This is a genomic window from Mechercharimyces sp. CAU 1602 (assembly GCF_024753565.1).
Taxonomy (GTDB): Bacteria; Bacillota; Bacilli; order Thermoactinomycetales; family JANTPT01; genus Mechercharimyces.
Window position 1 is genome coordinate 1,292,719 of record NZ_JANTPT010000001.1, and the last position, 23,001, is coordinate 1,315,719.

The 23,001-nt window shown below is 45.2% G+C and carries 28 protein-coding genes; 13 read left to right on the plus strand and 15 right to left on the minus strand.

All coding sequences use genetic code 11. The features are described from left to right. Nucleotides 1-9: 9 nt before the first annotated feature. The 4 genes from NXZ84_RS06770 to rimP are packed head-to-tail and all read right to left on the minus strand — an operon-like array spanning nucleotide 10 to nucleotide 2,224. Nucleotides 10-303, minus strand: a complete 294-nt coding sequence (locus tag NXZ84_RS06770) for a YlxQ family RNA-binding protein (RefSeq protein WP_258839509.1) — start codon at nucleotides 301-303, stop codon at nucleotides 10-12. 15 nt (nucleotides 304-318) lie between these two features. Continuing rightward, complete coding sequence (rnpM, locus tag NXZ84_RS06775; RefSeq protein WP_258839510.1) at nucleotides 319-576, minus strand: RNase P modulator RnpM; 258 nt, start codon at nucleotides 574-576, stop codon at nucleotides 319-321. A 38-nt stretch (nucleotides 577-614) separates the two neighbouring features. Continuing rightward, nucleotides 615-1,739 carry a transcription termination factor NusA gene (gene nusA, locus NXZ84_RS06780; RefSeq protein WP_258839511.1) on the minus strand — a complete coding sequence of 375 codons (1,125 nt, stop codon included), beginning with the start codon at nucleotides 1,737-1,739 and terminating at the stop codon, nucleotides 615-617. Between the two features lie 23 nt (nucleotides 1,740-1,762). Continuing rightward, on the minus strand, nucleotides 1,763-2,224 hold the full coding sequence (gene rimP / locus NXZ84_RS06785) for a ribosome maturation factor RimP (protein ID WP_258839512.1): 462 nt from the start codon (nucleotides 2,222-2,224) through the stop codon (nucleotides 1,763-1,765). Nucleotides 2,225-2,550: 326 nt separating this feature from the next. Between rimP and NXZ84_RS06790 the strand changes: the two genes are divergently transcribed. Next, complete coding sequence (locus tag NXZ84_RS06790) at nucleotides 2,551-3,678, plus strand: S1 family peptidase (protein WP_258839513.1); 1,128 nt, start codon at nucleotides 2,551-2,553, stop codon at nucleotides 3,676-3,678. A 124-nt stretch (nucleotides 3,679-3,802) separates the two neighbouring features. On the opposite strand, the gene NXZ84_RS06795 is transcribed toward NXZ84_RS06790, so the two are convergent. Then, a complete protein-coding gene (locus tag NXZ84_RS06795) occupies nucleotides 3,803-8,095 on the minus strand; it encodes a PolC-type DNA polymerase III (protein WP_258839514.1) in 4,293 nt (1,430 codons plus the stop codon). A gap of 193 nt (nucleotides 8,096-8,288) precedes the next feature. Between NXZ84_RS06795 and NXZ84_RS06800 the strand changes: the two genes are divergently transcribed. From NXZ84_RS06800 to NXZ84_RS06855, 12 genes are all read left to right on the plus strand, one after another. Further along, complete coding sequence (locus NXZ84_RS06800) at nucleotides 8,289-8,714, plus strand: Asp23/Gls24 family envelope stress response protein (RefSeq protein WP_258839515.1); 426 nt, start codon at nucleotides 8,289-8,291, stop codon at nucleotides 8,712-8,714. Nucleotides 8,715-8,850: 136 nt separating this feature from the next. After that, nucleotides 8,851-9,093, plus strand: coding sequence for a hypothetical protein (locus NXZ84_RS06805; RefSeq protein ID WP_258839516.1), 243 nt, complete (start codon nucleotides 8,851-8,853; stop codon nucleotides 9,091-9,093). A gap of 195 nt (nucleotides 9,094-9,288) precedes the next feature. Then, complete coding sequence (locus tag NXZ84_RS06810) at nucleotides 9,289-9,543, plus strand: hypothetical protein (RefSeq protein ID WP_258839517.1); 255 nt, start codon at nucleotides 9,289-9,291, stop codon at nucleotides 9,541-9,543. Nucleotides 9,544-9,637: 94 nt separating this feature from the next. Next, nucleotides 9,638-9,886 (plus strand): hypothetical protein, encoded by a 249-nt coding sequence (locus NXZ84_RS06815; RefSeq protein WP_258839518.1) that lies wholly within the window; start codon nucleotides 9,638-9,640, stop codon nucleotides 9,884-9,886. Between the two features lie 82 nt (nucleotides 9,887-9,968). After that, the gene (locus NXZ84_RS06820; RefSeq protein ID WP_258839519.1) at nucleotides 9,969-10,250 is read left to right on the plus strand and encodes a hypothetical protein; all 282 of its coding nucleotides are present in this window, start codon (nucleotides 9,969-9,971) and stop codon (nucleotides 10,248-10,250) included. Nucleotides 10,251-10,379: 129 nt separating this feature from the next. Next, a complete protein-coding gene (locus NXZ84_RS06825; RefSeq protein WP_258839520.1) occupies nucleotides 10,380-10,655 on the plus strand; it encodes a hypothetical protein in 276 nt (91 codons plus the stop codon). A 240-nt stretch (nucleotides 10,656-10,895) separates the two neighbouring features. Beyond that, nucleotides 10,896-11,189, plus strand: a complete 294-nt coding sequence (locus tag NXZ84_RS06830; protein WP_258839521.1) for a hypothetical protein — start codon at nucleotides 10,896-10,898, stop codon at nucleotides 11,187-11,189. Between the two features lie 120 nt (nucleotides 11,190-11,309). After that, nucleotides 11,310-11,594, plus strand: a complete 285-nt coding sequence (locus NXZ84_RS06835) for a hypothetical protein (RefSeq protein ID WP_258839522.1) — start codon at nucleotides 11,310-11,312, stop codon at nucleotides 11,592-11,594. 112 nt (nucleotides 11,595-11,706) lie between these two features. Continuing rightward, nucleotides 11,707-11,964 carry a hypothetical protein gene (locus NXZ84_RS06840; protein WP_258839523.1) on the plus strand — a complete coding sequence of 86 codons (258 nt, stop codon included), beginning with the start codon at nucleotides 11,707-11,709 and terminating at the stop codon, nucleotides 11,962-11,964. Between the two features lie 90 nt (nucleotides 11,965-12,054). Further along, nucleotides 12,055-12,327 carry a hypothetical protein gene (locus NXZ84_RS06845; RefSeq protein WP_258839524.1) on the plus strand — a complete coding sequence of 91 codons (273 nt, stop codon included), beginning with the start codon at nucleotides 12,055-12,057 and terminating at the stop codon, nucleotides 12,325-12,327. Between the two features lie 130 nt (nucleotides 12,328-12,457). Beyond that, nucleotides 12,458-12,745, plus strand: a complete 288-nt coding sequence (locus NXZ84_RS06850) for a hypothetical protein (protein WP_258839525.1) — start codon at nucleotides 12,458-12,460, stop codon at nucleotides 12,743-12,745. 145 nt (nucleotides 12,746-12,890) lie between these two features. Further along, nucleotides 12,891-13,145: a hypothetical protein gene (locus NXZ84_RS06855; protein ID WP_258839526.1), complete on the plus strand. Its 255-nt coding sequence runs from the start codon at nucleotides 12,891-12,893 to the stop codon at nucleotides 13,143-13,145. 70 nt (nucleotides 13,146-13,215) lie between these two features. Here the strand turns inward: NXZ84_RS06855 and NXZ84_RS06860 are convergent, their stop codons facing one another. The 10 genes from NXZ84_RS06860 to codY all read right to left on the minus strand — a co-directional run bounded on the left by NXZ84_RS06860 (nucleotide 13,216) and on the right by codY (nucleotide 22,996). Next, nucleotides 13,216-14,955 (minus strand): proline--tRNA ligase, encoded by a 1,740-nt coding sequence (locus NXZ84_RS06860; protein ID WP_258839527.1) that lies wholly within the window; start codon nucleotides 14,953-14,955, stop codon nucleotides 13,216-13,218. A 27-nt stretch (nucleotides 14,956-14,982) separates the two neighbouring features. Beyond that, nucleotides 14,983-16,245: an RIP metalloprotease RseP gene (rseP, locus tag NXZ84_RS06865; RefSeq protein ID WP_258839528.1), complete on the minus strand. Its 1,263-nt coding sequence runs from the start codon at nucleotides 16,243-16,245 to the stop codon at nucleotides 14,983-14,985. Between the two features lie 11 nt (nucleotides 16,246-16,256). Then, nucleotides 16,257-17,408 (minus strand): 1-deoxy-D-xylulose-5-phosphate reductoisomerase, encoded by a 1,152-nt coding sequence (locus NXZ84_RS06870; protein ID WP_258840356.1) that lies wholly within the window; start codon nucleotides 17,406-17,408, stop codon nucleotides 16,257-16,259. Between the two features lie 68 nt (nucleotides 17,409-17,476). After that, entirely contained in the window at nucleotides 17,477-18,286 is an 810-nt protein-coding gene (locus NXZ84_RS06875) for a phosphatidate cytidylyltransferase (protein WP_258839529.1), read from the minus strand. Between the two features lie 15 nt (nucleotides 18,287-18,301). Further along, nucleotides 18,302-19,099 carry an undecaprenyl pyrophosphate synthase gene (locus NXZ84_RS06880; protein ID WP_258839530.1) on the minus strand — a complete coding sequence of 266 codons (798 nt, stop codon included), beginning with the start codon at nucleotides 19,097-19,099 and terminating at the stop codon, nucleotides 18,302-18,304. A gap of 125 nt (nucleotides 19,100-19,224) precedes the next feature. Beyond that, a complete protein-coding gene (gene frr / locus NXZ84_RS06885) occupies nucleotides 19,225-19,782 on the minus strand; it encodes a ribosome recycling factor (RefSeq protein ID WP_258839531.1) in 558 nt (185 codons plus the stop codon). Next, nucleotides 19,782-20,507, minus strand: coding sequence for a UMP kinase (gene pyrH, locus NXZ84_RS06890; protein WP_258839532.1), 726 nt, complete (start codon nucleotides 20,505-20,507; stop codon nucleotides 19,782-19,784). The genes frr and pyrH overlap by 1 nt, the downstream gene beginning before the upstream one ends. A gap of 81 nt (nucleotides 20,508-20,588) precedes the next feature. Further along, nucleotides 20,589-21,239: a translation elongation factor Ts gene (gene tsf / locus NXZ84_RS06895; RefSeq protein WP_258839533.1), complete on the minus strand. Its 651-nt coding sequence runs from the start codon at nucleotides 21,237-21,239 to the stop codon at nucleotides 20,589-20,591. Between the two features lie 95 nt (nucleotides 21,240-21,334). Continuing rightward, entirely contained in the window at nucleotides 21,335-22,063 is a 729-nt protein-coding gene (rpsB, locus tag NXZ84_RS06900; protein ID WP_258839534.1) for a 30S ribosomal protein S2, read from the minus strand. Between the two features lie 162 nt (nucleotides 22,064-22,225). After that, nucleotides 22,226-22,996 carry a GTP-sensing pleiotropic transcriptional regulator CodY gene (gene codY, locus NXZ84_RS06905; protein ID WP_258839535.1) on the minus strand — a complete coding sequence of 257 codons (771 nt, stop codon included), beginning with the start codon at nucleotides 22,994-22,996 and terminating at the stop codon, nucleotides 22,226-22,228. Between the last annotated feature and the right edge of the window lie 5 nt (nucleotides 22,997-23,001).

Consider the following 23,001-nt stretch of genomic DNA (forward strand, 5'->3'; position numbering starts at 1 on the left):
CATCGAACGTTACGTGTGCTTTAACAGTGCACGAGCGAAACCTGGGTCAGTAATAGCAACAACGACTCGTGATGGTTTACCGATCGCCTCTCCCAATTCATCACGCGAAGGAAAAGTAATAAGTGGAATTTCATAGTAAGAAGATTTATCTTGTAACTTCTTCCCCGTATTAGCTGACGCATCAGCCGACAAGCAGACGAGATGCGCTCTTCCAGCGCGAATGGCTCGAATCACATTCTCTTCACCACTTACTACTTTTCCAGCTCGCATTGCAAGGCCCAATAATTGCTTCTTCTTATCCATGTCTTTCGCTCCCCATCACGATTGCTTTAACGCTGTAAAGATCTCTTCGCTCACTTTACTCTTAAGTGCGCGTTCCAAAGAACCTTTTTTTTGTGCGAGCGTAATACATTTTTCATCTCCGCACACATAGGCACCTCGACCTGATTTTTTCCCAGTCGAATCAATCAGGATCTCCTGTTCTGGTGTACGAACGACTCGAATCAATGCATTCTTATCTTTTAACTCTTGACAAGCGACGCACTTGCGCAAGGGTGTTTTTTTCTGTTTCTTCATACCTCGTTCACCTCCCCCACGGTGGTGAATAAAGGATATTATGATTCCAATTCTTTCTCGATAGCGAGGGAAGCCGTCACTTCTTCTCCCTCATCATCGCTTTTCTCATCCTCCACTTGATGAGCGGAAGCATCAAACTCGGACTCATTCTTAATATCAATCTTCCAACCCACCAGTTTCGCGGCTAAACGTGCGTTTTGCCCTTCTTTTCCAATAGCAAGGGACAATTGGTGGTCAGGCACAACGACACGCGCCATTTTTTCACGCTCGATAATATCGACATGGACCACTTTAGAAGGACTAAGTGCATTCGAAACGAACTCCTTCAGATCATCCGAGTAGCGGACAATGTCGATCTTCTCTCCGCGAAGTTCCTTTACGATCGTCTGTACACGCAAACCACGATGACCCACACATGCACCTACAGGATCCACATCCGCATCGTGAGAGTGAACAGCAATCTTAGAACGTTGACCTGCTTCACGCGTGACCGATTTAATCTCTACTGTACCATCATAAATCTCGGGAACTTCTAATTCAAATAACCGCTTTAGTAATCCAGGATGAGTGCGAGACAAGAAGACTTGCGGTCCTTTCGTCGATTTCTCCACTTTGGTGATGTACGCTTTCACACGATCTCCATGCTGGAATTTCTCTCCTGGCATCGCTTCTGCGTGAGGAAGCAAGGCTTCCGTCCGCCCCAAGTCTACATAATAATAGCGCGTATCGGTGCGTTGTACGATTCCAGTTACGATATCATCTTCCCGATCCACAAACTCTTCATAGACGATACTCCGCTCAGCTTCTCGAATCCGTTGTGTCACCACTTGCTTTGCTGTTTGGGCAGCAATTCGTCCAAAATCGGCTGGGGTAACTTCAATCTCCACAATATCATCTAGTTCATAGGAGTGGTGAATCTCTTTCGCCGCTTCTAATGAAATTTCTAAGCGAGGATCAAGCACCTCCTCCACTACTGCTTTACGCGCATATACCCGCACCTGGCCACTATCGCGATCAATATCAACACGCACATTTTGTGCCGAGTGAAAATTCCGCTTATAGCCTGAGATAAGTGCTGCTTCGATCGCTTCAATCAGAATATCTTTACTAATGCCTTTCTCTTTCTCCAGTTGATTGAGCGCCTCGATGAATTCCACATTCATCGCATGAATACCCTCCCTTCAAATTAAAAAGAAATTGCTAATCGTGCTTTTGCAATTTTGCTACGAGGAACAGTGATGAGTTGACCGTCCATCTCCACCGTCAATTCCTCTGTGCCCACTTCGGTGAGTGTCCCTTCCACTGTTTTATGTCCGTCAATCGGCTCATATGTAGACACATGGACTCTTTTCCCTATTGCCCGCTCATAATCCCGTTCTTTCTTTAACGGACGTTCAGCCCCTGGAGAGGACACTTCCAGATAATAAGCCACTTGAATCGGATCTTTCTCGTCCATCACTTCGCTGACGCGCTCACTGATGCGACTGCAATCATCAATATCGATCCGACCTTCTAAACGATCGACAAAAAGACGAAGAAACCATCTTTTGCCCTCTTTTTTAAATTCAATATCAACCAGTTCCATCTCTTCTTCTTCCAGTATGGGGAGAACAAGTTCCTCCACCACTTCCGTCACCTTTCGGCTCATACTGTAACCCCTTTCACTCACACTTTCTTTATCCGTCGGTCATAACAAATGGAAAGAGTGGGCGGCAGACCCACTCTTTCATCCCGAACATATCTACCATACAGTATAGCCAAGATAAGTATAGCATACACTCGCTACCTCACGCAATTTGACGGAATCTAAGCCCTACACCGTACCTTACCTACAAAAGATATCATCTCTTTACACCGTCTTCACCATTTTATTTAAAATATAACCCAAAATTAACTAATTCACACCATTAGACCAGTTGGTTTCTACTACTCACGCATACTATACACAAGACTGATATGAAAGGAGGTATACGAATGGCCACTTTTTATGCCGCTACACTAGTGAAGAACAAATTAGTAAGTTTATTAATGAAATACCCCACTATTAACGCTATCGGGATTGGAGCCGTCGATATGCTTGCCCCACTCAGCCAGATGGAGGCATGTGTCAATGTGTACACCACTTCCGCCACTGTGCAAACAAACATGCCCAAATCCATCACCGTACTCGCCGAAGGTAGAAGTGAGGCCGTACAAGTTATCACCCGTCCAGCCACGACATTTAGTATGGGAAACCGTGGAAGCCTTGGTCAAACCTTCGGGTTTGCAGCAAATCAAGGGGTACCCAATGCTTCATCGCGCTTTACTGAGCGCATCCGTCCTGCAATTGCTGGATATAGCGTGGGAGAAAGTGAGGATGCAGGTACACTTGGGCTTGTCGTCACTGAGCAAAATCAACCTGGCGAGCTCTTTATTTTTAGCAATAACCACGTGCTTGTCTTTTCCAACCAAGGTCGTGCTTTAACGTATCAACCAGGAGGGTTTGATCAGGCACCTTCGGCTGCAACGTTGATCGGATCCGTCAACTCCTTTCTCTCACTTGACGAGGTTGGATCCAATCTCGTCGATGTTGCGACAGCACAACCGTTTCGCAGTTCCGATCTTGCGCCCCTTTATGCGACAGTGGGCGAAGTACCCGGCTGGGTAACTGCTTTTCAAGTCGGAGATCGCTTAAAGAAGGTAGGTAGAACTACAGGAGCTGTCTCTGGAGTAGTTGAAGCTGTTAATGTAACCGCACGTGTTGACTATACTGAAGATCAACTGGGGATTCTCCTCTTTAACAAACAAACTCTGATTCGTGCCGATCAGTTCGGCCAACAGATCGATCTCCCTGGGGATTCCGGATCTTGCTGGTTACGGGAAGATAATAACCTGGCTGCCGCGGTTAACTTTGCTGGAGAAGCCACTCCTGGAGGCACCCTTTCCCTTTCCTATAATGTCGATTGGGCACTAGAAGCACTCGGACTTGCGGTTGCTCGCATAAATGGGAGTGCAGGACAACGTGTGGAAGTACAGCGCTCGCCTAACTTTTTTGCTTTCACTCCACCACTTACCCCTAGTGAACGTGCACAACTACGTAGTCGGGTCATCCGATTCTCTTAAATCACGCGTGATGGTAAGACATGAAAGACGAGTAAGGGTACCTATTTTGTAGTGCCCTTGCCTCTACATATATCAGCAAACACCAAAGAAGAGATGCGATTAGCACCCCTTCTCATATACTCTATTAAAATAGTGACATCTGGTTACTTTCCGGCATCTCTTTAAAGCAGCCAAACCCACGCAAAATCTCGATCACTGTGCTAGAAACACGCGTTCTCTTCTGAAAGTCTTCTATAGAGAGAAATTCTCCATCCGTCCGTGCCTCAGCAATATTACGAGCCGCATTTGCTCCCACACCTGAAATAGCAGAGAAGGGCGGAATCAAACTATCTCCATCCACTAAGAAATGTGTTGCATGCGAGCGATACAGATCTACCTGTTGAAAACGGAGACCACGTGCCATCATTTCACGCACTGATTCCATTACCGTAAGCAAACTCTTCTCCTTCGGTGGGGCCGTAACCCCTTTCTCTTCAATATCAGAGATACAGCGCTGTACGCCTTCAGCACCCTTCGCTACGACTTCTAAATCAAAGTCGTCGGCACGAACAGAAAAGTAGGTAGCATAGTATTGAATTGGATAGTGCACCTTAAACCAGGCAATTCGCACTGCCATCATAACATAAGCGACCGCATGCGCCTTGGGGAACATGTACTTGATCTTGAGACAAGAATCAATATACCACTCGGGCACATCATGCTCACGCATCTGTTCCTGCTCTTCTTCGGTCAATCCTTTTCCTTTCCGCACCTTCTCCATTAATTTAAAAGCAAGTGCAGGCTCCATTCCTTTGTGCATCAAATAAACCATAATATCATCACGAGTGGAAATCACTTCTGTTAGGACAGCTGTTTTACTGCGAATCAAATCTTGTGCATTATTTAGCCACACATCCGTACCATGCGATAAACCGGAGATGCGTACCAGCTCGCCAAAGGTGGTAGGACGTGTATCTTCTAACATTTGACGCACAAACCGAGTTCCGAATTCAGGGATGCCGAGTGTTCCTGTTACAGACGAAATCGACTCCTGTGTAATCCCTAACGAATCCGTACTACTAAAAAGCTTCATCACCGCAGGGTCATCTACTGGAATCGTCTTAGGATCCACATCAGTTAAATCTTGTAACATCCGAATTACAGTTGGATCATCATGACCCAGAATATCCAGCTTTAAAAGGCGTCCACTAATTGCATGGTAATCAAAGTGAGTCGTAATCGTTTTTGACTTCACATCATCGGCAGGTCGCTGGATCGGGGTAAAATCAAATACATCCATATTTTGCGGCACAACCATCAGTCCACCTGGATGTTGTCCGGTCGTCCGCTTCACTCCCTTACATCCGTGCACCATGCGCTCCAACTCTGCTCCGCGCATCGGCTGACCCAACTCTTCTTCATACTTCTTGGCGTAGCCAAACGCTGTCTTTTCCGCCACCGTCGAAATCGTTCCCGCCCGATATACATACTCCTTACCAAACAGTTCCTCTGTATATTGATGCGCACGCGGCTGATATTCGCCGGAGAAGTTAAGATCTATATCAGGTACTTTGTCCCCTTGAAAGCCCAGAAAAGTTTCAAATGGAATATCATGTCCATCTTTCATAAGTACACTTTCGCACTCAGGGCAGCTTGCATCTGGTAAATCAAAGCCTGAGGCAACAGATCCATCTAATATAAAGCGGTTATGTTGACACTGTGGACATACATAATGTGGTGGTAGTGGGTTTACTTCCGTAATAGAGCTCATGGTTGCAACAAAGGAAGAGCCAACCGATCCCCGGGAGCCAACGAGATACCCATCCTCAAGCGACTTTGTCACTAGCTTGTGAGAAATTAAATAGATGACGGCAAATCCATGCTTAATAATGCTACCTAACTCTTTTTCTAAGCGAGCTTCCACCACTTCTGGAAGAGGAGAGCCGTACAAACCTTCCGCCGTTTGATAACAGATAGAACGCAACTCTTCGTCCGCGCCTTCGATAATAGGCGTAAACAGATCGTCTGGGAATGGCTTCAACTCTTCGATCTGATCAGCCACCTGTTTCGGCTGCTGAATGACAACCTCATATGACTTCTCTTCACCTAAATAAGAGAACTCCTGCAACATTTCATCTGTGGTACGAAAATGAGTAGGAGGCTTTGGATCTTTGCGGCGAAAACCTCCCTGATTGGCAGCTAAAATCTCACGATACACATGATCCCATGGATCCAAATAATGCACATTAGCTGTTGCGACCACAGGCTTCCCTAACTTTTCCCCAATCTCCACTAATAAGCGATTCGCCTCCCGCAAGCGATCTTTGTGATCAACAATCCCTTTCTCAACCAGATATTGATTCACCTCGATCGGCTGAATTTCCAGATAATCATAGAAGCCAGCTATCTCTTCCACTTCATGTGGTGATTTTTGCAGAGCAGCTTCATACAGTTCTCCTTTTTCACAGCCAGAGCCCAACAATAGTCCCTCACGGTATAACGCTAATTGACTACGTGGAATACGAGGCACCTGGTGAAAGTATTCAAGGTGCGCTTTGGAAATGAGGCGATATAAGTTTTTTAATCCCGTCTGATTTTGTACAAGGATTACTGCATGGAAGGGGCGTATCTTTCTTAGATCCCGATCTTTGGTTAAATTATTTAAATGCTGTAACACTGTATGTTCTTTTTCAATAGCATCGCTAATCATCTTCCACATCAGATAACCCGTCGCTTCAGCATCGTAGATCGCACGGTGATGTTGTTCCAGTGAAATATCAAACCGTTTACATAGGGTATTTAGACGGTAGTTGCGTAGCCCTGGATACAGCGCCCGTCCTAGCTCCAATGTATCAATTACCGGATTATCTGCAGGTGGTGCCTCGATTCGGTGTAAACCCTCTTGCAAAAAGCCCATATCAAAACGTGCATTATGCGCTACCAATACTGTTCCCTCAATAAAGGCCTGAAACTGGGTTAGGACTTCTGCAATCTCAGGAGCATCTTTCACCATCGCATTCGTAATTCCTGTCAATTCGGTTGTAAAGTTTGAAAGAGGACGGTGTGGATTTGAAAATGACTCAAAGCGATCAATAATTTCGCCATTCCGCATTTTAACAGCTGCCAGCTCGATAATCGAATCATGCATGGTGGATAAGCCTGTTGTTTCTACATCAAACACGACATACGTCTCATTCTGTAAGGGACGATCACTCGGGTTGGTCACAATCGGAACACCATCGTCTACAACATATGCTTCCATCCCATATATAATTTTTACTCCATGTTTTTTACCAGCGGCATATGCTTCTGGAAATGCTTGTACCACTCCATGATCCGTAATTGCCACAGCAGGATGTCCCCAATCTGCCGCCCGCTTCACCATCTCTTTTGCTTCATAAACCCCATCCATCGCACTCATCGAGGTGTGTAGATGTAATTCCACTCGTTTTTCTTCTCCCTGATCTTGTCGGCGCATGGGGGGAATCTCTTGTAAATCATTTGCCATAATAACCAAGTCACGGGCAAAAGTATCGTATTGTACGGAACCTCTTACTTTCACCCACAGTCCATCCTGCACACGTGTCAACACTCGCGCATCTTCCTTATCGCGAGCAAATACCTTGACTAAGATCGAGTCGGTATAGTCGGTGACGTTAAAAGTGAGCAAAGTACGACCACTCCTCAGTTCACGCACTTCAGATTTAAATATTGCTCCCTTCACCACCACTCGCCGTTCCTCATCTTGGATCTCGTGAAGAGGTACTGGCTCCTCTCGAATCTCATAGCCCACACTGATCGGACCGGTCGCTTCCTCGCTGTAGCTCTCTTTTGCCGCGATCTCTTGCTGTTGTGTAATCGCTTGCTCCACCCATTCTCTTTCTTCTTGTACTTGGTGCTCACGCATTCGTGCTTGCTCTTCTGAACCTTCTTTACAAGCAAATAAAATCTTTAACTGTGTACCCGACACAGCAAAAAATAGGGAAGAAACAACTTGATCTAGTTGTTTTTTTTGCGCCATCTGCATCATTAACGGGTTAGAGAAAGTGATGGTAAATGTATTCTCTTCCATATGCCACTTCGATTTAGCTAACCATCCAGCTGCAGATTGGGAGACATGGTGTCCCACCTTGCCAATAATCCATTGCCAATATAATGTCATCACCTGATCAGATGGAACTTCAACATATTCCATCACAAACGAGACGCGTGCAACTCGACCATACTTTTGGCTCATCTTCTCTTTTACCTGATGCAAGATATCCGGGGGAACAGGGCGATTCAAACACAAATAAAGCGTCCACGTCCCCCGTGAGCGACTTACTTGTACTTTATTTAAATAGCCATCAACAAAATATTTCTCCATCCACTCGCTCGGAATATTTGCTTCCGTAAATATTTGCTGCAGCTGCTTCGTCTTTGCTGCTATTTCACTCATGCCGCTACGCTCTCCCCTTTTTCCGCTCATCTCCTATCCTATGAGTGTATCAAAAAGGAAGAGAGTCGACCAGTGGGCAAGATCTACTATTGCTGGATAACAACGTACGGATGCCCCTGCTTCACTTCTCTTCTATTCCCTCATCCTGCTGTGTATATATAGGATATATCATTATTTTCAGGAGGCTACTGATATGGCAACAGAGCAACAACAGCAGGGTCTCACCTTTTCTAATGAAGTGTTAGAATCCATCGCAGAACTGGCTGCCACTCCAATACAAGGCATTCGCTTCCGCCATGGACGTGAACTTCACACTCGCTATCCCGCAAACGGCAATAGCAAAGATGTTCACGTAGATGTAGACGATCACGACCTAACCATCTATTTAAAAGTAGGAGTAGATTTCGGAACGAACGTGCCGCTTCTTTATGAGCGTGTCAGCGATGCAATTACGGAAATGGTGGAACGCATGACTGGATATACCGTCCTCTCTGTCAATATGTCTGTCGAGGAGATTCACTTCTCCGCCGATGACACCATCAATAAAGTTTCAACCGATAACGAACTACATGATGGCTCATATCCTTTTAGCCCAATGACAGAAGGCATGCAAAGTTAATGGTCTTCTAGAGAAACACCCTGCTTCTTACAATGAAGTGGGGTGTTTTTATTTTAATAGCTTATAAACAGTTATTCATCCAATCAAATCCTGCTCCCTATACATATACTATTCTAGTATGCAGGAGGTGATAGTATTGTTGATTGTATTAATCAATAGAAATGCTTTCCTCGTAATAAATGATCCAAATGGCAGACGCTCCATCATTGGCATCAGCTTAGCCTTTGCTGCCACTCTCAACCGGCGTTTCGGTGCCCCGGTAAGAAGAATATCCTTACCGCTAACATCGGTTCAAGTTCTGGAAGAAGTTCAACTAGGCGATCCACTTACAGTAGAAGTAGAGGTGCAACGTATTCTCGAAGCACTCGGCGTTCAATAATAACCTCTTTTCCCATATCATCAAGAGCCTTTCTACATGGAAAGGCTCTTTTAAATGATCACACAATCTCATATTTATCATGAGATATCTCATGATAAATATGAGATTGAACTATTTTTTATGGTTTTAGACCGTCATCCAATCAAGAGAGGCGCTATATGAATATACTATTCTAGTAAGTAGGAGGTGATAGTATTGTCTTCTCAGTTAACTCAAACGTTAATTGTTGTCGTTAATCGGAATGCTTTTCTCGTTCTCGATGATCCACGTGGTAGACGCTCCATCATTGGCATCAGTTTAGCTTATGCTGCCATTCTTAACCGTCGTTTCGGCATCCCGGTAAGAAGAGTATCCTTACCGTCCGTTGATGCGCTCGCAGGTGTCGAAGTCGGGCCAGGTCCTGTACCAACAGTTGTGAGACGCATTCTAGAGGCCGTAATCGACCGTTAATCGCTTTCATATCAGCCACAAAAACCAGCCAATCAATAAAGCGCTATCAATATACTAGTCTCGTAAGCGGGAGGTGATCGCATTGTCTTCTCAATTGACTCGAACGTTGATCGTGCTCGTCAATCAGAATGCTTTTCTCGTTCTCGATGATCCGCGTGGTAGACGCTCCATCATTGGCATCAGTTTAGCTTATGCTGCCATTCTTAACCGTCGTTTCGGCATCCCGGTAAGAAGAGTATCCTTACCGTCAACATCCGTTGAAGCTCTGGCAGGCGCCGAAGTCGGCCCACGGTCTGTACCAAGAGTTCTGGAACGCATTCTAGAGGCCGTAATCGACCGTTAATCGCTTTCATATCAGCCACAAAAACCAGCCAATCAATAAAGCGCTATCAATATACTAGTCTCGTAAGCGGGAGGTGATCGTATTGTCTTCTCAATTGACTCGAACGTTAATCGTGCTTGTCAATCGGAATGCTTTTCTCGTTCTCGATGATCCGCGTGGCAGACGCTCCATCATTGGTATTAGCTTGGCTTATGCTGCCATTCTCAACCGTCGTTTCGGCATCCCGGTAAGAAGAGTATCCTTACCGTCAACATCGGTTCAAACTTTCTCAGATGGCGAAGCCCTCGCAGGCTTCGATCTCGGAGAGGGCGCAGCTCTACCAGCAAATGTGGTACGCAGGCTGTCAGAAGAATTAGACGTCTAACCATTTGCATCTCCTTCTCATACTAGCAAAAGAGCCTTTCCTTGTGGAGAGGCTCTTTTTACATAGAACCATCCAATCAAAAGAAGCGCTTTATGAATATACTCTTTTACAAAGAAGGAGGTGATAGTATTGTCTTCTCAATTAACTCAAACGTTAATCGTCCTCGTCAATCGGAATGCTTTTCTCGTTCTCGATGATCCACGTGGCAGACGTTCCATCATCGGCATCAGCTTAGCTTATGCTGCCATTCTCAACCGTCGTTTCGGCATCCCGGTAAGAAGAGTATCCTTACCGTCAACATCCGTTGATGCTCTCACTGATAATGACGCACTCTCAGATTTCCAAGCCGGTGAGCAACCTGTACTAGCAGATTCAGAACGCCTTTTTGCAGGGCTCAGCTTTTAATCACTACATTTCCTTTTCATACCAACAAGCGATCCTTTCCATGTGGGGAGGATCTAATCATGCACAAATTTTGAGCCACGATCAGAAAGTTAAGAAGCTTTGATACCCCTCTAGAAATACACCCTACTTCATCATTAGGAGCAGAATGTTTTAGTTTCAGTATAGTTATAAACTCTCAACCATCCAATCAAGGAAGACTCTTTATGAATATACTATTTTACAAAGAAGGGGGTGATAGCATTGTCTTCTCAGTTAACTCAAACGTTGATTGTCGTCGTTAATCGGAATGCTTTTCTCGTTCTCGATGATCCACGTGGCAGACGTTCCATCATTGGCATCAGCTTGGCTTATGCTGCCATTCTCAACCGTCGTTTCGGTATCCCGGTCAGAAGAGTATCCTTACCATCGACATCCGCTGATGTTTTCGCAGATTTCGAGCTCGGCGCGGGAGCTGCTCCAGTGGAAGCTGCTCCAGCAGTACCAGCTACACCAGCTGATTTGGAGGGTAGGGGAGGAGAAGTATTCCTCCCTTAATCATTTAATTTACACTTCTTAACAGAAATTCCATCTGGAGAGGCTCTTGTTTCACACTACCACCCAATCAAGAAAGACTCTTTATGAATATACTATTTTACAAAGAAGGAGGTGATAGTATTGTCTTCTCATTTAACTCAAACGTTGATTGTTGTCGTTAATCGGAATGCTTTTCTCGTTCTCGATGATCCACGTGGCAGACGCTCCATTATTGGCATCAGCTTAGCTTATGCTGCCATTCTCAACCGTCGTTTCGGTATCCCAGTCAGAAGAATATCCTTACCATCGACATCCGTTGATGCTTTCGGAGATCTCGGGCTCGGCTTGGAAGCTGCACCTGCGGGAGTTGCACCTGCAGTACCAGCAGAGCTGCAACGCATGCTGGGAGCGATACTCGACGCTTAACTCATTTACATCTTTTTCTTATGCCCGCAAGGGAGCCTTTCCGGCTGGAGAGGCTCCCTTGTTACCAACCACCCATTAAAATAAGGCTTTTACAAAGAAGGAGGTGATAGCATTGTCTTCTCATTTAACTCAAACGTTGATTGTCGTCATCAATCAGAATGCTTTTCTCGTTCTCGATGATCCACGTGGCAGACGCTCCATTATTGGCATCAGCTTGGCTTATGCTGCTATTCTCAACCGTCGTTTCGGTATCCCGGTCAGAAGAGTATCCTTACCATCGACATCCGTTGACGCTTTCGCAGATACCGGACTAGGCGAGATCGGCGAAGCTTTGCCAGAATTTGTGGGTGCGGATCAGGTCCTGGGATAATTAGACCTCAGATCACTACATCGCCTAGAGCCATTCAATCTGGAGAGGCTCTTCATAAATATCTATTCTAGTCAACAGGAGGTGATAGCATTGTCTTCTCCATTGACTCAAACGTTGATTGTTGTCGTCAATCAGAATGCCTTTCTCGTTCTTGATGATCCCCGTGGCAGGCGTTCCGTTATTGGCATCAGTTTAGCTTATGCCTTAATCCTCAACCGCCGTTTCGGTATCCCGATCAGAAGAGTATCCTTACCATCAACATCCGTTGATTCCCCCGCAGCAGATATCGAACTTATTGGACTCGATGAGCAAGCTGTACCAGAAGCTCTGGAACGCGGGCTGGGAGCCGTACTCGACTTTTAATCGCAATTGCATCCCCTTCTCATTCCAGCAAATGAGGCTTTCCACCTAATAGAATCTCTTGTTATACAAAACCATCCGATCAAGTATATTTCCATGAATGTACTAGTCTAGTAAGCAGGAGGTGATAGCATTGTTAATTGTATTAGTCAACAGAAATGCCTTTCTCGTTCTCGATGATCCCCGTGGCAGACGTTCCATTATTGGCATGAGCTTGGCTTATGCTGCCATTCTCAACCGTCGTTTCGGTATCCCGATCAGAAGAGTATCCTTACCCTCAACATCCGTTGACGCCCCCGCGGATATCGGACTAGGCGGAGTCGGTGAGCAAGTTGCCCCCACAGATATCGGACTTGTCGGGTTAGATGAGCCAGCTTCATCGGCAGATGTGGAAAGCATCGCTGTAGGGATCAGATTTTAATCAACATCTCCTTATCTTACAAGCAAGAGAAAACTATAAACTAAAATCGGTATCCTTTCAGATTATTATAGTTATAAAATTCAACCATTCAATCAATAAATCTTTTTTAACAATATACTATCCTAACAAGAAGGAGGTAATAGCATTGTCTTCTCCATTGACTCAAACCTTGATTGTTGTCGTCAATCAGAATGCCTTTCTCGTTCTCGATGATCCCCGTGGCAGGCGTTCCATTATTGGCATCAGCTTAGCTTATGCTGCCATTCTCAACCGTCGTTTCGGTATCCCGGTAAGAAGAGTATCCTTACCGTCAACATCCGTTGAAGCGCTCGCAGATTTCGATTTCGACAGGCCAGCTGCAGCACAGGCGGAGGAACTGCTGGATGCTGTCGACCTTTAATCATTTACATTTTCCTATACCAACAAAAGAGCCTTTCCAGGTGGAAAGGCTCTTACTACGTACATCGTCGTTACCTATTCTTTATTCTTTTTGTTAATGCTGCTACTTGCTTAAGCAGTTGTGGCAATTGTTCCATCACATCTGTTTTGGAAATTTCTCCACTTTCACCGGAACGACGTACTTTATACTCAACCAATCCGTCCCCTACTTTAGCACCTACAGTAATACGTACCGGTATCCCAAGCAAGTCTGCATCTTTAAATTTGACTCCAGCTCGTTCCTTACGATCATCAAAGAGAACTTCAACGCCTGCTGCTTGCATGCTGGCATATAGCTCTTCTGCCACGTCTCTCTGCTCATCATTTTTCACGTTGACGACGATCAGATGAACGGCATATGGGGCGATAGCTAATGGCCACACAATCCCATCGTCATCATGGTGCTGTTCCACAATGGATGCTACGGTGCGAGAGATTCCTACACCATAACACCCCATCGTCATCGGGATTTCTTTCCCGTTGGGGTCGTGAATTACCGCATTCATCGGCTTACTATATTTCGTCCCCAGCTTAAAAACTTGACCCACTTCAATTCCACGCGTAAAGGAGACCGCGTCGCCACACTGCGGACAAACATCCCCTTCCTCGATCAGACGCACATCAGCAACATGATAGGAAAGTACATCCCTTTGAAAATCAACATGTTTCAGATGAGTATCACCTTCATTGGCACCCACGACCGCATCCTTCATCTGCGCCGCCGTATGATCCACTAAAATACGAATCTCTTTTTGCAAACCAATTGGACCTGCGAAGCCGACGGGTGCTCCCGTAACCTGTTGTACCATCTCTTCGGTAGCCAGTTCACACACTTCTGCCTCTAAGAAATTTTTTACCTTAATATCATTCACTTCATGATCACCGCGAACCAACACCATCACGGGTTCACCATCTACAATAAACAGTAAACTTTTTATGAGATGCGCAGGCTCAATGCCCAGCATGTTTGTCACTTGTTCTATACTCTTTGCTCCCGGCGTCGCCACTTTTTCCAATGGAGCTACCGTTAACCCACTATCGCTTGCTTTAGGCACCTGAACTTCTGCCATTTCGATATTAGCGGCGTAATCACAAGCACGACAAAATACCAAAGTATCTTCTCCTGCCGAAGACAAGGCCATAAATTCATGTGTACCCGTACCCCCGATGGCACCTGCATCCGCTTCCACCGGACGAAATTCAAGTCCGCAACGTGTAAAAATGCGGGAATAGGCATCATACATCATTTGATATGTTTTTTCCAAGCTTTCTTCATCCGCATGAAAGGAGTACGCATCTTTCATCAGGAATTCACGCCCGCGCAACACTCCAGAGCGAGGCCGGCGCTCATCACGAAACTTCGTCTGAATCTGGTATAAGGTAAGTGGCAACTTCTTGTATGAACTAACCGTATTACGTAGCAAATCGGTAATCACTTCTTCGTGGGTAGGACCGAGCAAAAAATCGCGTTCATGCCGATCAACGAGCTTCACTAATTCCGCTCCGTATGTTTCCCACCGTCCTGATTCCTTCCACAGCTCAGATGGATTCATCGCCGGCAGCAATAATTCTTGTGCCCCTACCTGCTCCATCTCTTCCCGCACGATCTGCTCCACCTTGCGTAGAACACGGTGACCCAGTGGCAACAACGTATAAATCCCTGCCGCTAGCTGTTTGATCATGCCCGCTTTTAGCATCAAGCGATGGCTCATCACTTCCGCTTCTGCGCCAACATCACGCAAAGTTGGAATCAAAGCTGTTTGTTGCCTCATTCTTTTTCCTCCTCTATAGTGCCCACATCAACCGTTAACACTAAACAAACGCATAATATCGTTATAAGTTACCGCAATCATAAAGATCATCAATAATGCAAACCCAACGAAGTGAACCATACTCTCCTTATTAGGATCAATCGGTTTGCGACGAATCCCTTCCAATCCTAAGAAAATTAAGCGACTACCGTCAAGGGCAGGAATGGGGAATAAGTTTAACATCCCAAGGTTAACACTTAGCATAGCAGCAAAATTAATGAGTGACACCCACCCGGCTTCTGCCGCTTGCCCCGAAATGGAGGCGATTCCAACTGGACCGGCTAAATTGTCAAAACTGATTTGTCCTGTGATCAACATACCAAAGCTCTTAATAACAGTCAGCGTCATTCGATACGTATCTTTAAATCCCTCGCTCACAGCCGTTAATAACCCAGCCTCTTTCATCCCTTGCTCTAGTTCCACACCAATAATAAAGAAATCATCCTGTTTAATGGGATCGACTGTTAGGGTCTTCAACTCCCCGTCACGTTCAACCGTTAGCTCAACCGGGGATCCACCTTGCTCAATCAAATGGAATCTAAAATCTGCAAACGCACGATATGGATTTCCGTCTGCTTCCCGAATAATATCGCCTGCTTGCAATTCCGCTGCTGCTGCTGGAGTATCGGGTTGTACTTTCTTAATCGTAATTTCCGATTCGACCCCCACAGTCAAAGATACAATCGCGTAAAATATAACGGCGAGGATGATGTTAAAGAGCGGTCCTGCAAAAATGGTCATCGCACGCTGTCCCAATGTCTTGGAACCAAACTGACGATCCCACGGTGCAATTTGAACCACTTGGTTTTCCGCAAATTGGATCTCTGCTTGTGGATGAACCGCATAACGAGTCTCTTTTCCTTCTTCATCTTCTAACACCACATAAAGGTGATGCTCTATTTCGTATTCGGTCAGCCTTCCCCGCACCACTGCCGTAGGATCCACCACTTGTTTTAAGAGACTGATGCGGGTTACTTTCCCTTCTTGATCCAAAGTTAAGGTGACTGGCGATCCATTCTTTAGTTCCATCACTTCAGGATCTTCGCCTGCCATGCGTACATAACCCCCGATCGGTAAGATCCGCAGGGAATAGAGAGTTTCTCCTTTCTTCCACGCAACCAACTTCGGGCCCATCCCAATAGCAAATTCTCGAACTAAAATACCCGCTCGTTTGGCAAAGAGAAAGTGACCCAGCTCATGAATAAAGACAAGCACACCGATCACTAACACAAAGGATAATACGGTCTGCATACTACCACCACCTATTGAAATATGCCGATCTCACGCGCAGACAGTCGCGCCCAATGATCTGCTTCGTACAGTTCTTGCAAGGTTGGATCTGCAATCTTCTGGTGTTTCACTAACACTTCGCCCACAATCTCCTCAATTCCTAGATAAGGAATCTCCTCTTGTAAGAAACGTTCTACCGCTACTTCGTTAGCAGCATTTAAAACTGCCGGAACACTACCTCCAGCTTTGCCTGCGTCAAAAGCATATTTTAGTAATGGATAACGGGTCAAATCCGGCTCATAAAAGTGAAGTGATCCCAGCTTAGCCAGATCTAGTTGCTCTCCTGCTAGCGGTAGACGCTGTGGGTAAGTGAGCGCATATTGAATCGGCACTTTCATATCTGGTGTTCCCAGCTGTGCCATCATCGCCCCATCTTGAAACTCCACCAATGAATGAACAATACTTTGTGGATGAATCAATACCTCAATTTGCTCATAGTCCATCTTAAACAACCAATGAGCCTCTATCACTTCTAACCCTTTATTTAACATCGTGGCCGAATCAATCGTCACTTTGGCACCCATCGACCAATTGGGGTGCTTTAACGCTTCTGCCGGGGTAGCTCGAGCGATATCTTCACGACTCCAATCACGAAACGAACCCCCGGAAGCGGTAAGAATCATTTTCTTCACATCACTGCGTCGCTCTCCATTCAAGCATTGGAAAATGGCAGAATGCTCACTATCGATCGGCAAAATCTCTACACCGTGTTCCCGAGCTACCTTTGTGACAATCGCACCACCCATCACTAGCGTTTCCTTATTGGCTAGTCCGATCGTCTTGCCTGCTTCAATCGCCGCCAACGTGGGGGTTAATCCCTGACTTCCGACGATGGCAGAGACAACATAGTTCGAAGCGGAGCATGTAGCCACAGCCAGAAGTCCTTCTTCACCAAACATTACTTGAACAGAGGAGTCTACTTCCCTTCGCACTTGCTCTGCTGCTTCTTTACTCGCCATCGAGATCAGCTTTGGACGCGTTCGTCTAACCTGCTCTACCATAGCAGGAACATTACTGCCCGCAGCTAGCGCTACTATCTCAAAGCTTTCTGGATGTGCGCTTACCACTTCGATCGTATTTTGCCCAATCGAACCGGTTGATCCCAAAATACTAATCCGTTTTATCGTCATCGCCTACTTTCTATTTCCAGGCTTAGCCATTTTTCTAGAATGAAACCTCACTCCTTCATCTATTAAATCACTTGTAAAAGATGAAGAACAGGAAATACGAAGATCAAACTATCCATTCGATCTAATACACCACCATGACCAGGTAACAGCGTTCCCGAGTCCTTTACAGAAAATGTACGCTTCATCGCTGATTCTGCCAAGTCTCCTAACTGACCAAACACAGCAATCATCATAATCACACCCATCATCTGAGTGACGGTTCCCAATATAGGATAAAGTGCAATAAAGATCCCGCCTACCACAATCGCCGCAATTAAACCACCTAAGTGACCACCCATAGTCTTATTAGGACTGATTGTTGGCCATAGCTTTCGCTTGCCTAAACGGCGCCCGATCATATAAGCACCGATATCGTTAGCCCATGTTACAAAAATAACCAACAAAGACCAGTACAGTCCTTCCTCGATCAATCGTCCTTCAATCATATAGGAGAAACCAAATCCTATGTACACAGCCCCAATGAACGAAAGTGACACGTGATGAATATCCACCTCGTTCTTACTGAAGATCATAATCAAAAAATAACCTATAACACCTAACAACACAATCGTGCCTTGGCTGGGAAACAAAATTCGCTCTAAAGAGAAGTAACCCCCTGCCCCCACCATGGTATATAGTTGAAAAAGAGCCACCAGAAAAAAGCCAAAAAGGGCTTGTGGCTTGTACCACGAGATACGGAGCATGTGATTAAATTCTTTGTACCCTATAAGTGCTATAACTGCGATGAGGCCGGCGTACCATACTCCTCCAACTAAGAGGAAACCCATAAATCCCGCCGCTACAATAAATCCTGTAATGGTTCGTTGTTTCATAGTAACCACACCTATCTATTTCAACGCCCCATATCGACGAGATCGGCGTTGATAATCTTGAATGGCCTGCAGGAAACTCTTCTCTTTAAAATCGGGCCAAGCTGTTTCCGTAAACCAAAGTTCACTATATGCAAGCTGCCATAACATAAAGTTACTGATACGAATCTCTCCACTTGTCCGGATCATCAAATCTGGATCAGGTAAATCCCGAGTGTACAAATAACGAGCGAATGTCTCCTCATTTACCTCATCTATGTCTAAATGCCCCCCTGCCTGATCGCGGAGCATCCCTTCTACCGCATATAAAATCTCCGAACGCGATCCATAATTCATTGCGAAATTAAGTTGTAAACCAGTATTTTCTTTTGTCTCTTCACGAAACTGGTTAATCGCACTCATTGTAAAGCCCGGCAACTGGGATTCGCTTCCCACCATTTCCACACGGATATTACGGCTCTTTAATTCCTTAATCTCACTGTTAAAAAACTCTTGCGGTAATTTCATCAGAAAATTGACTTCATCCCGCGGTCGCTTCCAATTCTCAGTGGAAAAAGAGTATAAAGTAAGAACCTCAATTCCTAAATCGTCTGCCACACGTACGATTTCACGAACTGTTTTCATACCTGCTTGATGACCAGCTATCCGCGGTAGGCCACGCTTAGCTGCCCAACGACCATTCCCATCCATAATGATCGCCACATGTTTGGGAATCTGTCCAAATTTCAATTGTTTGATTGTTTCTGAGCGATCTGTATCGCTCGTCACCCCGATTTCCTGATGTCCACGGAATAATCGCTTAAGAGCTTCTAACATGTCCATTCCTCCGACCAGTACGATAGCCTCTTAAAAATATTATAATACATAATAGTACAAAGCCAAAATCGGTTTTTTTAAAGGAAAACCCCCTAGTCAGGGGGTGTAGGGAAGAGGATAATACATTATACCTCCATGATTTCCTTTTCTTTCCCTTTAATCACATCTTCAGATACTTCTATATAGCGATCTGTCAGTTTTTGTACCTCTTCTTGTCCACGGCGAGCATCATCTTCTGAGATATCACCTGATTTTTCTAATTTCTTCACTTCATCATTGGCATCCCGACGAATGTTACGAATCGCTACCTTAGACTCTTCGCCCATCTTTTTCGCTAGTTTAACCAATTCAGCGCGACGTTCTTCCGTCAAGGCCGGAATCGCGATTCGGATCAAATTCCCATCATTCGTAGGTGTTAGACCTAGATCAGACTTTAAAATAGCACGTTCAATTTCACCCAGCGAAGATTTATCCCAGGGTTGAATCAATAGCATGCGCGGTTCTGGAACGGATACATTGGCCATCTGGTTAATCGGCATTTCACTACCATAGTATTCAACCACAATCTTATCTAAAAGTGATGGGTTAGCTCTTCCGGCGCGCAGTGTACCCAGATCCTTTTTTAAAACCTGAATCGCTTTTTTCATTTTATCTTCAGCACGATTTTTCACTTCGTTTAACATTACTCATTCCCCCTTACAATAGTTCCGATTGTATCGCCTAAGATTACACGGCGTATATTACCCTCTGTTTTGATATTAAAGACGATTAATGGAATATCGTTGTCCATGCACAGTGAAGATGCGGTTGAATCCATCACACCCAGCCCTTTATTAAGGAGGTCTAAATAAGTAAGGGATTCATATTTCTCTGCGTTCTCATCTTCTTTTGGATCAGCAGTGTATACACCGTCAACTTGATTTTTTGCCATCAAGATGACATCTGCCTCTATTTCTGCCGCACGCAGTGCAGCTGCTGTATCTGTAGAGAAATAAGGATTGCCCAATCCGGAGGAAAATATAACCACTCGACCTTTTTCCAAATGGCGCATCGCACGGCGACGGATATACGGCTCTGCAACTTGTCGCATTTCAATCGATGTTTGTACACGTGTCGGCACACCTACATGCTCTAAACCATCTTGCAATGCGAGTGAGTTCATTACTGTGGCTAACATACCCATATAGTCTGCGGTCGCACGATCCATTCCACGCTCACTTCCAGACAGACCACGCCAGATATTCCCTCCACCAACAACGACTGCGACCTCTACACCTAGCTCGACAACTTCTTGGATTTGACGAGAGATAGAGGCAATCATCTCCGAATCGATGCCAAACCCCTTTTCCCCCGCCAATGCTTCTCCACTTAGCTTTAATATCACTCGTTTAAACTTCGCGTGCGCCATCATCAGACCTCCAATCGTCAATACCTACCTACTTATGCACGGAAAAAAAGGGAACACAGGGTGTTCCCTTTTGAGTGGTCCCTATTTCTTCACCTGAGACATCACTTCATCTGCAAAGTTTTCTTCTTTTTTCTCAATGCCTTCGCCTAATTCAAAACGCACAAAACGGCGAACATTGATGTTTTCGCCCAGCTTTGCTACTTGCTCACGTACCAGTTCATCAATCGTTTTGTCGCCATCTTTGATATAAGGTTGTTCAAGTAAACACACTTCTTTAAAGCGCTTACTCAAGCGACCTTCTACCATCTTATCCACGATATTGGCTGGCTTTCCTTCATCGAGTGCTTGTTTGCGCAAAATTTCCCGCTCGCTTTGTACAAATTCCTCTGGAACTTCTTCACGGCGAACAAATTGCGGATTCATAGCAGCTACTTGCATCGCAAGTTCACGTACGAACGCTTTAAAACCATCGGTCTTTGCGACAAAGTCAGTTTCACAGTTGATTTCGATCAATACACCGATGCGTCCACCACCGTGTATGTAAGATTCAACAACGCCTTCTGCAGCTATACGATCAGCTTTCTTGTCCGCAGATGCTAACCCTTTCTCACGGAGCATCTCAATTGCTTTATCCATGTTTCCTTCTGCTTTTTCAAGTATCTTTTTACAATCCATCATTCCAGCACCCGTTTTTTCTCGCAACTCTTTTACAAGTGCAGCTGAGATCGCCATTTCTAAACTCCTCCTTCATATCCATCCGACCCTGTATACATAGAAGGCACCGGGGCGACTACACATGCGCCCCCGTATGCCCGACTCTTCATAATTTAAGCAGTTTGCTCTCCAGATCCTTCGCTTTGCTCCACACCTTGTTCACCTTGACGACCTTCGATGATCGCATCAGCAATTTTAGAAGTGAACAAGCGCACAGCACGAATAGCGTCATCGTTCCCTGGAATTTTGTAATCGATCTCATCTGGATCACAGTTGGTGTCCACGATAGAAATGATCGGGATGTTCAGCTTACGCGCTTCGGCTACAGCGATCCGCTCTTTACGAGGATCAATGATAAAAAGAGCATCTGGTAATTTTTTCATATGTTTAACGCCGCCCAAGAACTTCTCTAAACGAGCACGCTCTTTGTTAAGCAAAACAACTTCTTTCTTTGGTAGCACATCAAATGTACCGTCTTCTTCCATTTTGTCCAACTGATGCAGACGGTCAATCCGCTTGCGGATGGTTTCAAAGTTGGTTAATGTTCCACCCAACCAACGTTGGTTTACAAAAAACATATCAGAACGCTCAGCTTCTTCTTTAACTGCATCCTGTGCTTGCTTCTTTGTTCCAACAAACAATACAGTGCCACCATCTTCAGACAGTTGACGTACATAGTTATAAACTTCTTCAATCATTTTTACGGTTTTTTGCAGATCGATGATGTAAATTCCGTTCCGCTCCGTAAAAATATACTTTTTCATCTTTGGGTTCCAACGACGTGTTTGGTGTCCGAAATGAACACCTGCTTCTAGCAATTGCTTCATTGATACAACAGCCATGTGATTATTCCTCCTCTTGGTTTAGCCACCGCCAGCTTCATGTGCAGGCGAAGATCGCTGATTGCGACACCCCTCCGCTTAGCTTCCACCGACGTGTGTATTCACACTGCTACTTAATATAGCATATTTGTCACTTATCTTGCAAGAGTACGCGCTAGCCATCTACGACTGGCGCACCTTCTCCAGCTCATCCATCAACTTCGGATTTAACACCTTGATATAGGTTCCCTTCATGCCAAGTGAACGAGAATCAATCACTCCAGCACTTTCCAACTTCCGCAGAGCATTAACAATAACTGAACGTGTAATGCCTACTCGATCCGCTACTTTACTCGCGACCAACAATCCTTCCAATCCGTCCAATTCATCAAAGATGTGTTCTACCGCCTCTAGTTCACTATATGAAAGTGAGCTAACTGCAAGATGAACGATCGCGCGATTACGTGCTTCTTCTTCCGTCCGTTCTGAAATCGTCTGTAAAATCTCCATTCCAGCAACAGTGGCGCCGTATTCAGCGAGCACAAGGTCGTCATTTACAAACGAACCCTCAAAGCGAGTTAAAAGTAAACTTCCCAATCTCCGACCCCCACCGATGATCGGTACCACTGTTGTCACGCGGTGCTGCAATAAGTCATCTTTTTGATTAGCAAAGCTTAATGAACTGGACGGATCCATATTAGCCGAGGTTTCTTGTATCTGTAGCAACCGCTCGTTATATGATTCGGGAATGCGTTCCTCTCTTAAAAATTGCTCAGAGAGGGGATCTTCTTGAACTAATTGATATCCCAATATTTTCCCTTTGCGGCTGATGACAAAGACGTTAGACTCGATCACTTCACTCAAACGTTCCGCCATATCTGTAAAGTATACAGGTTTGGCTCCCGACTTTTGTAGCAATTGGTTGATGCGACGTGCTTTGCTTAATAAGTTCACAGGCC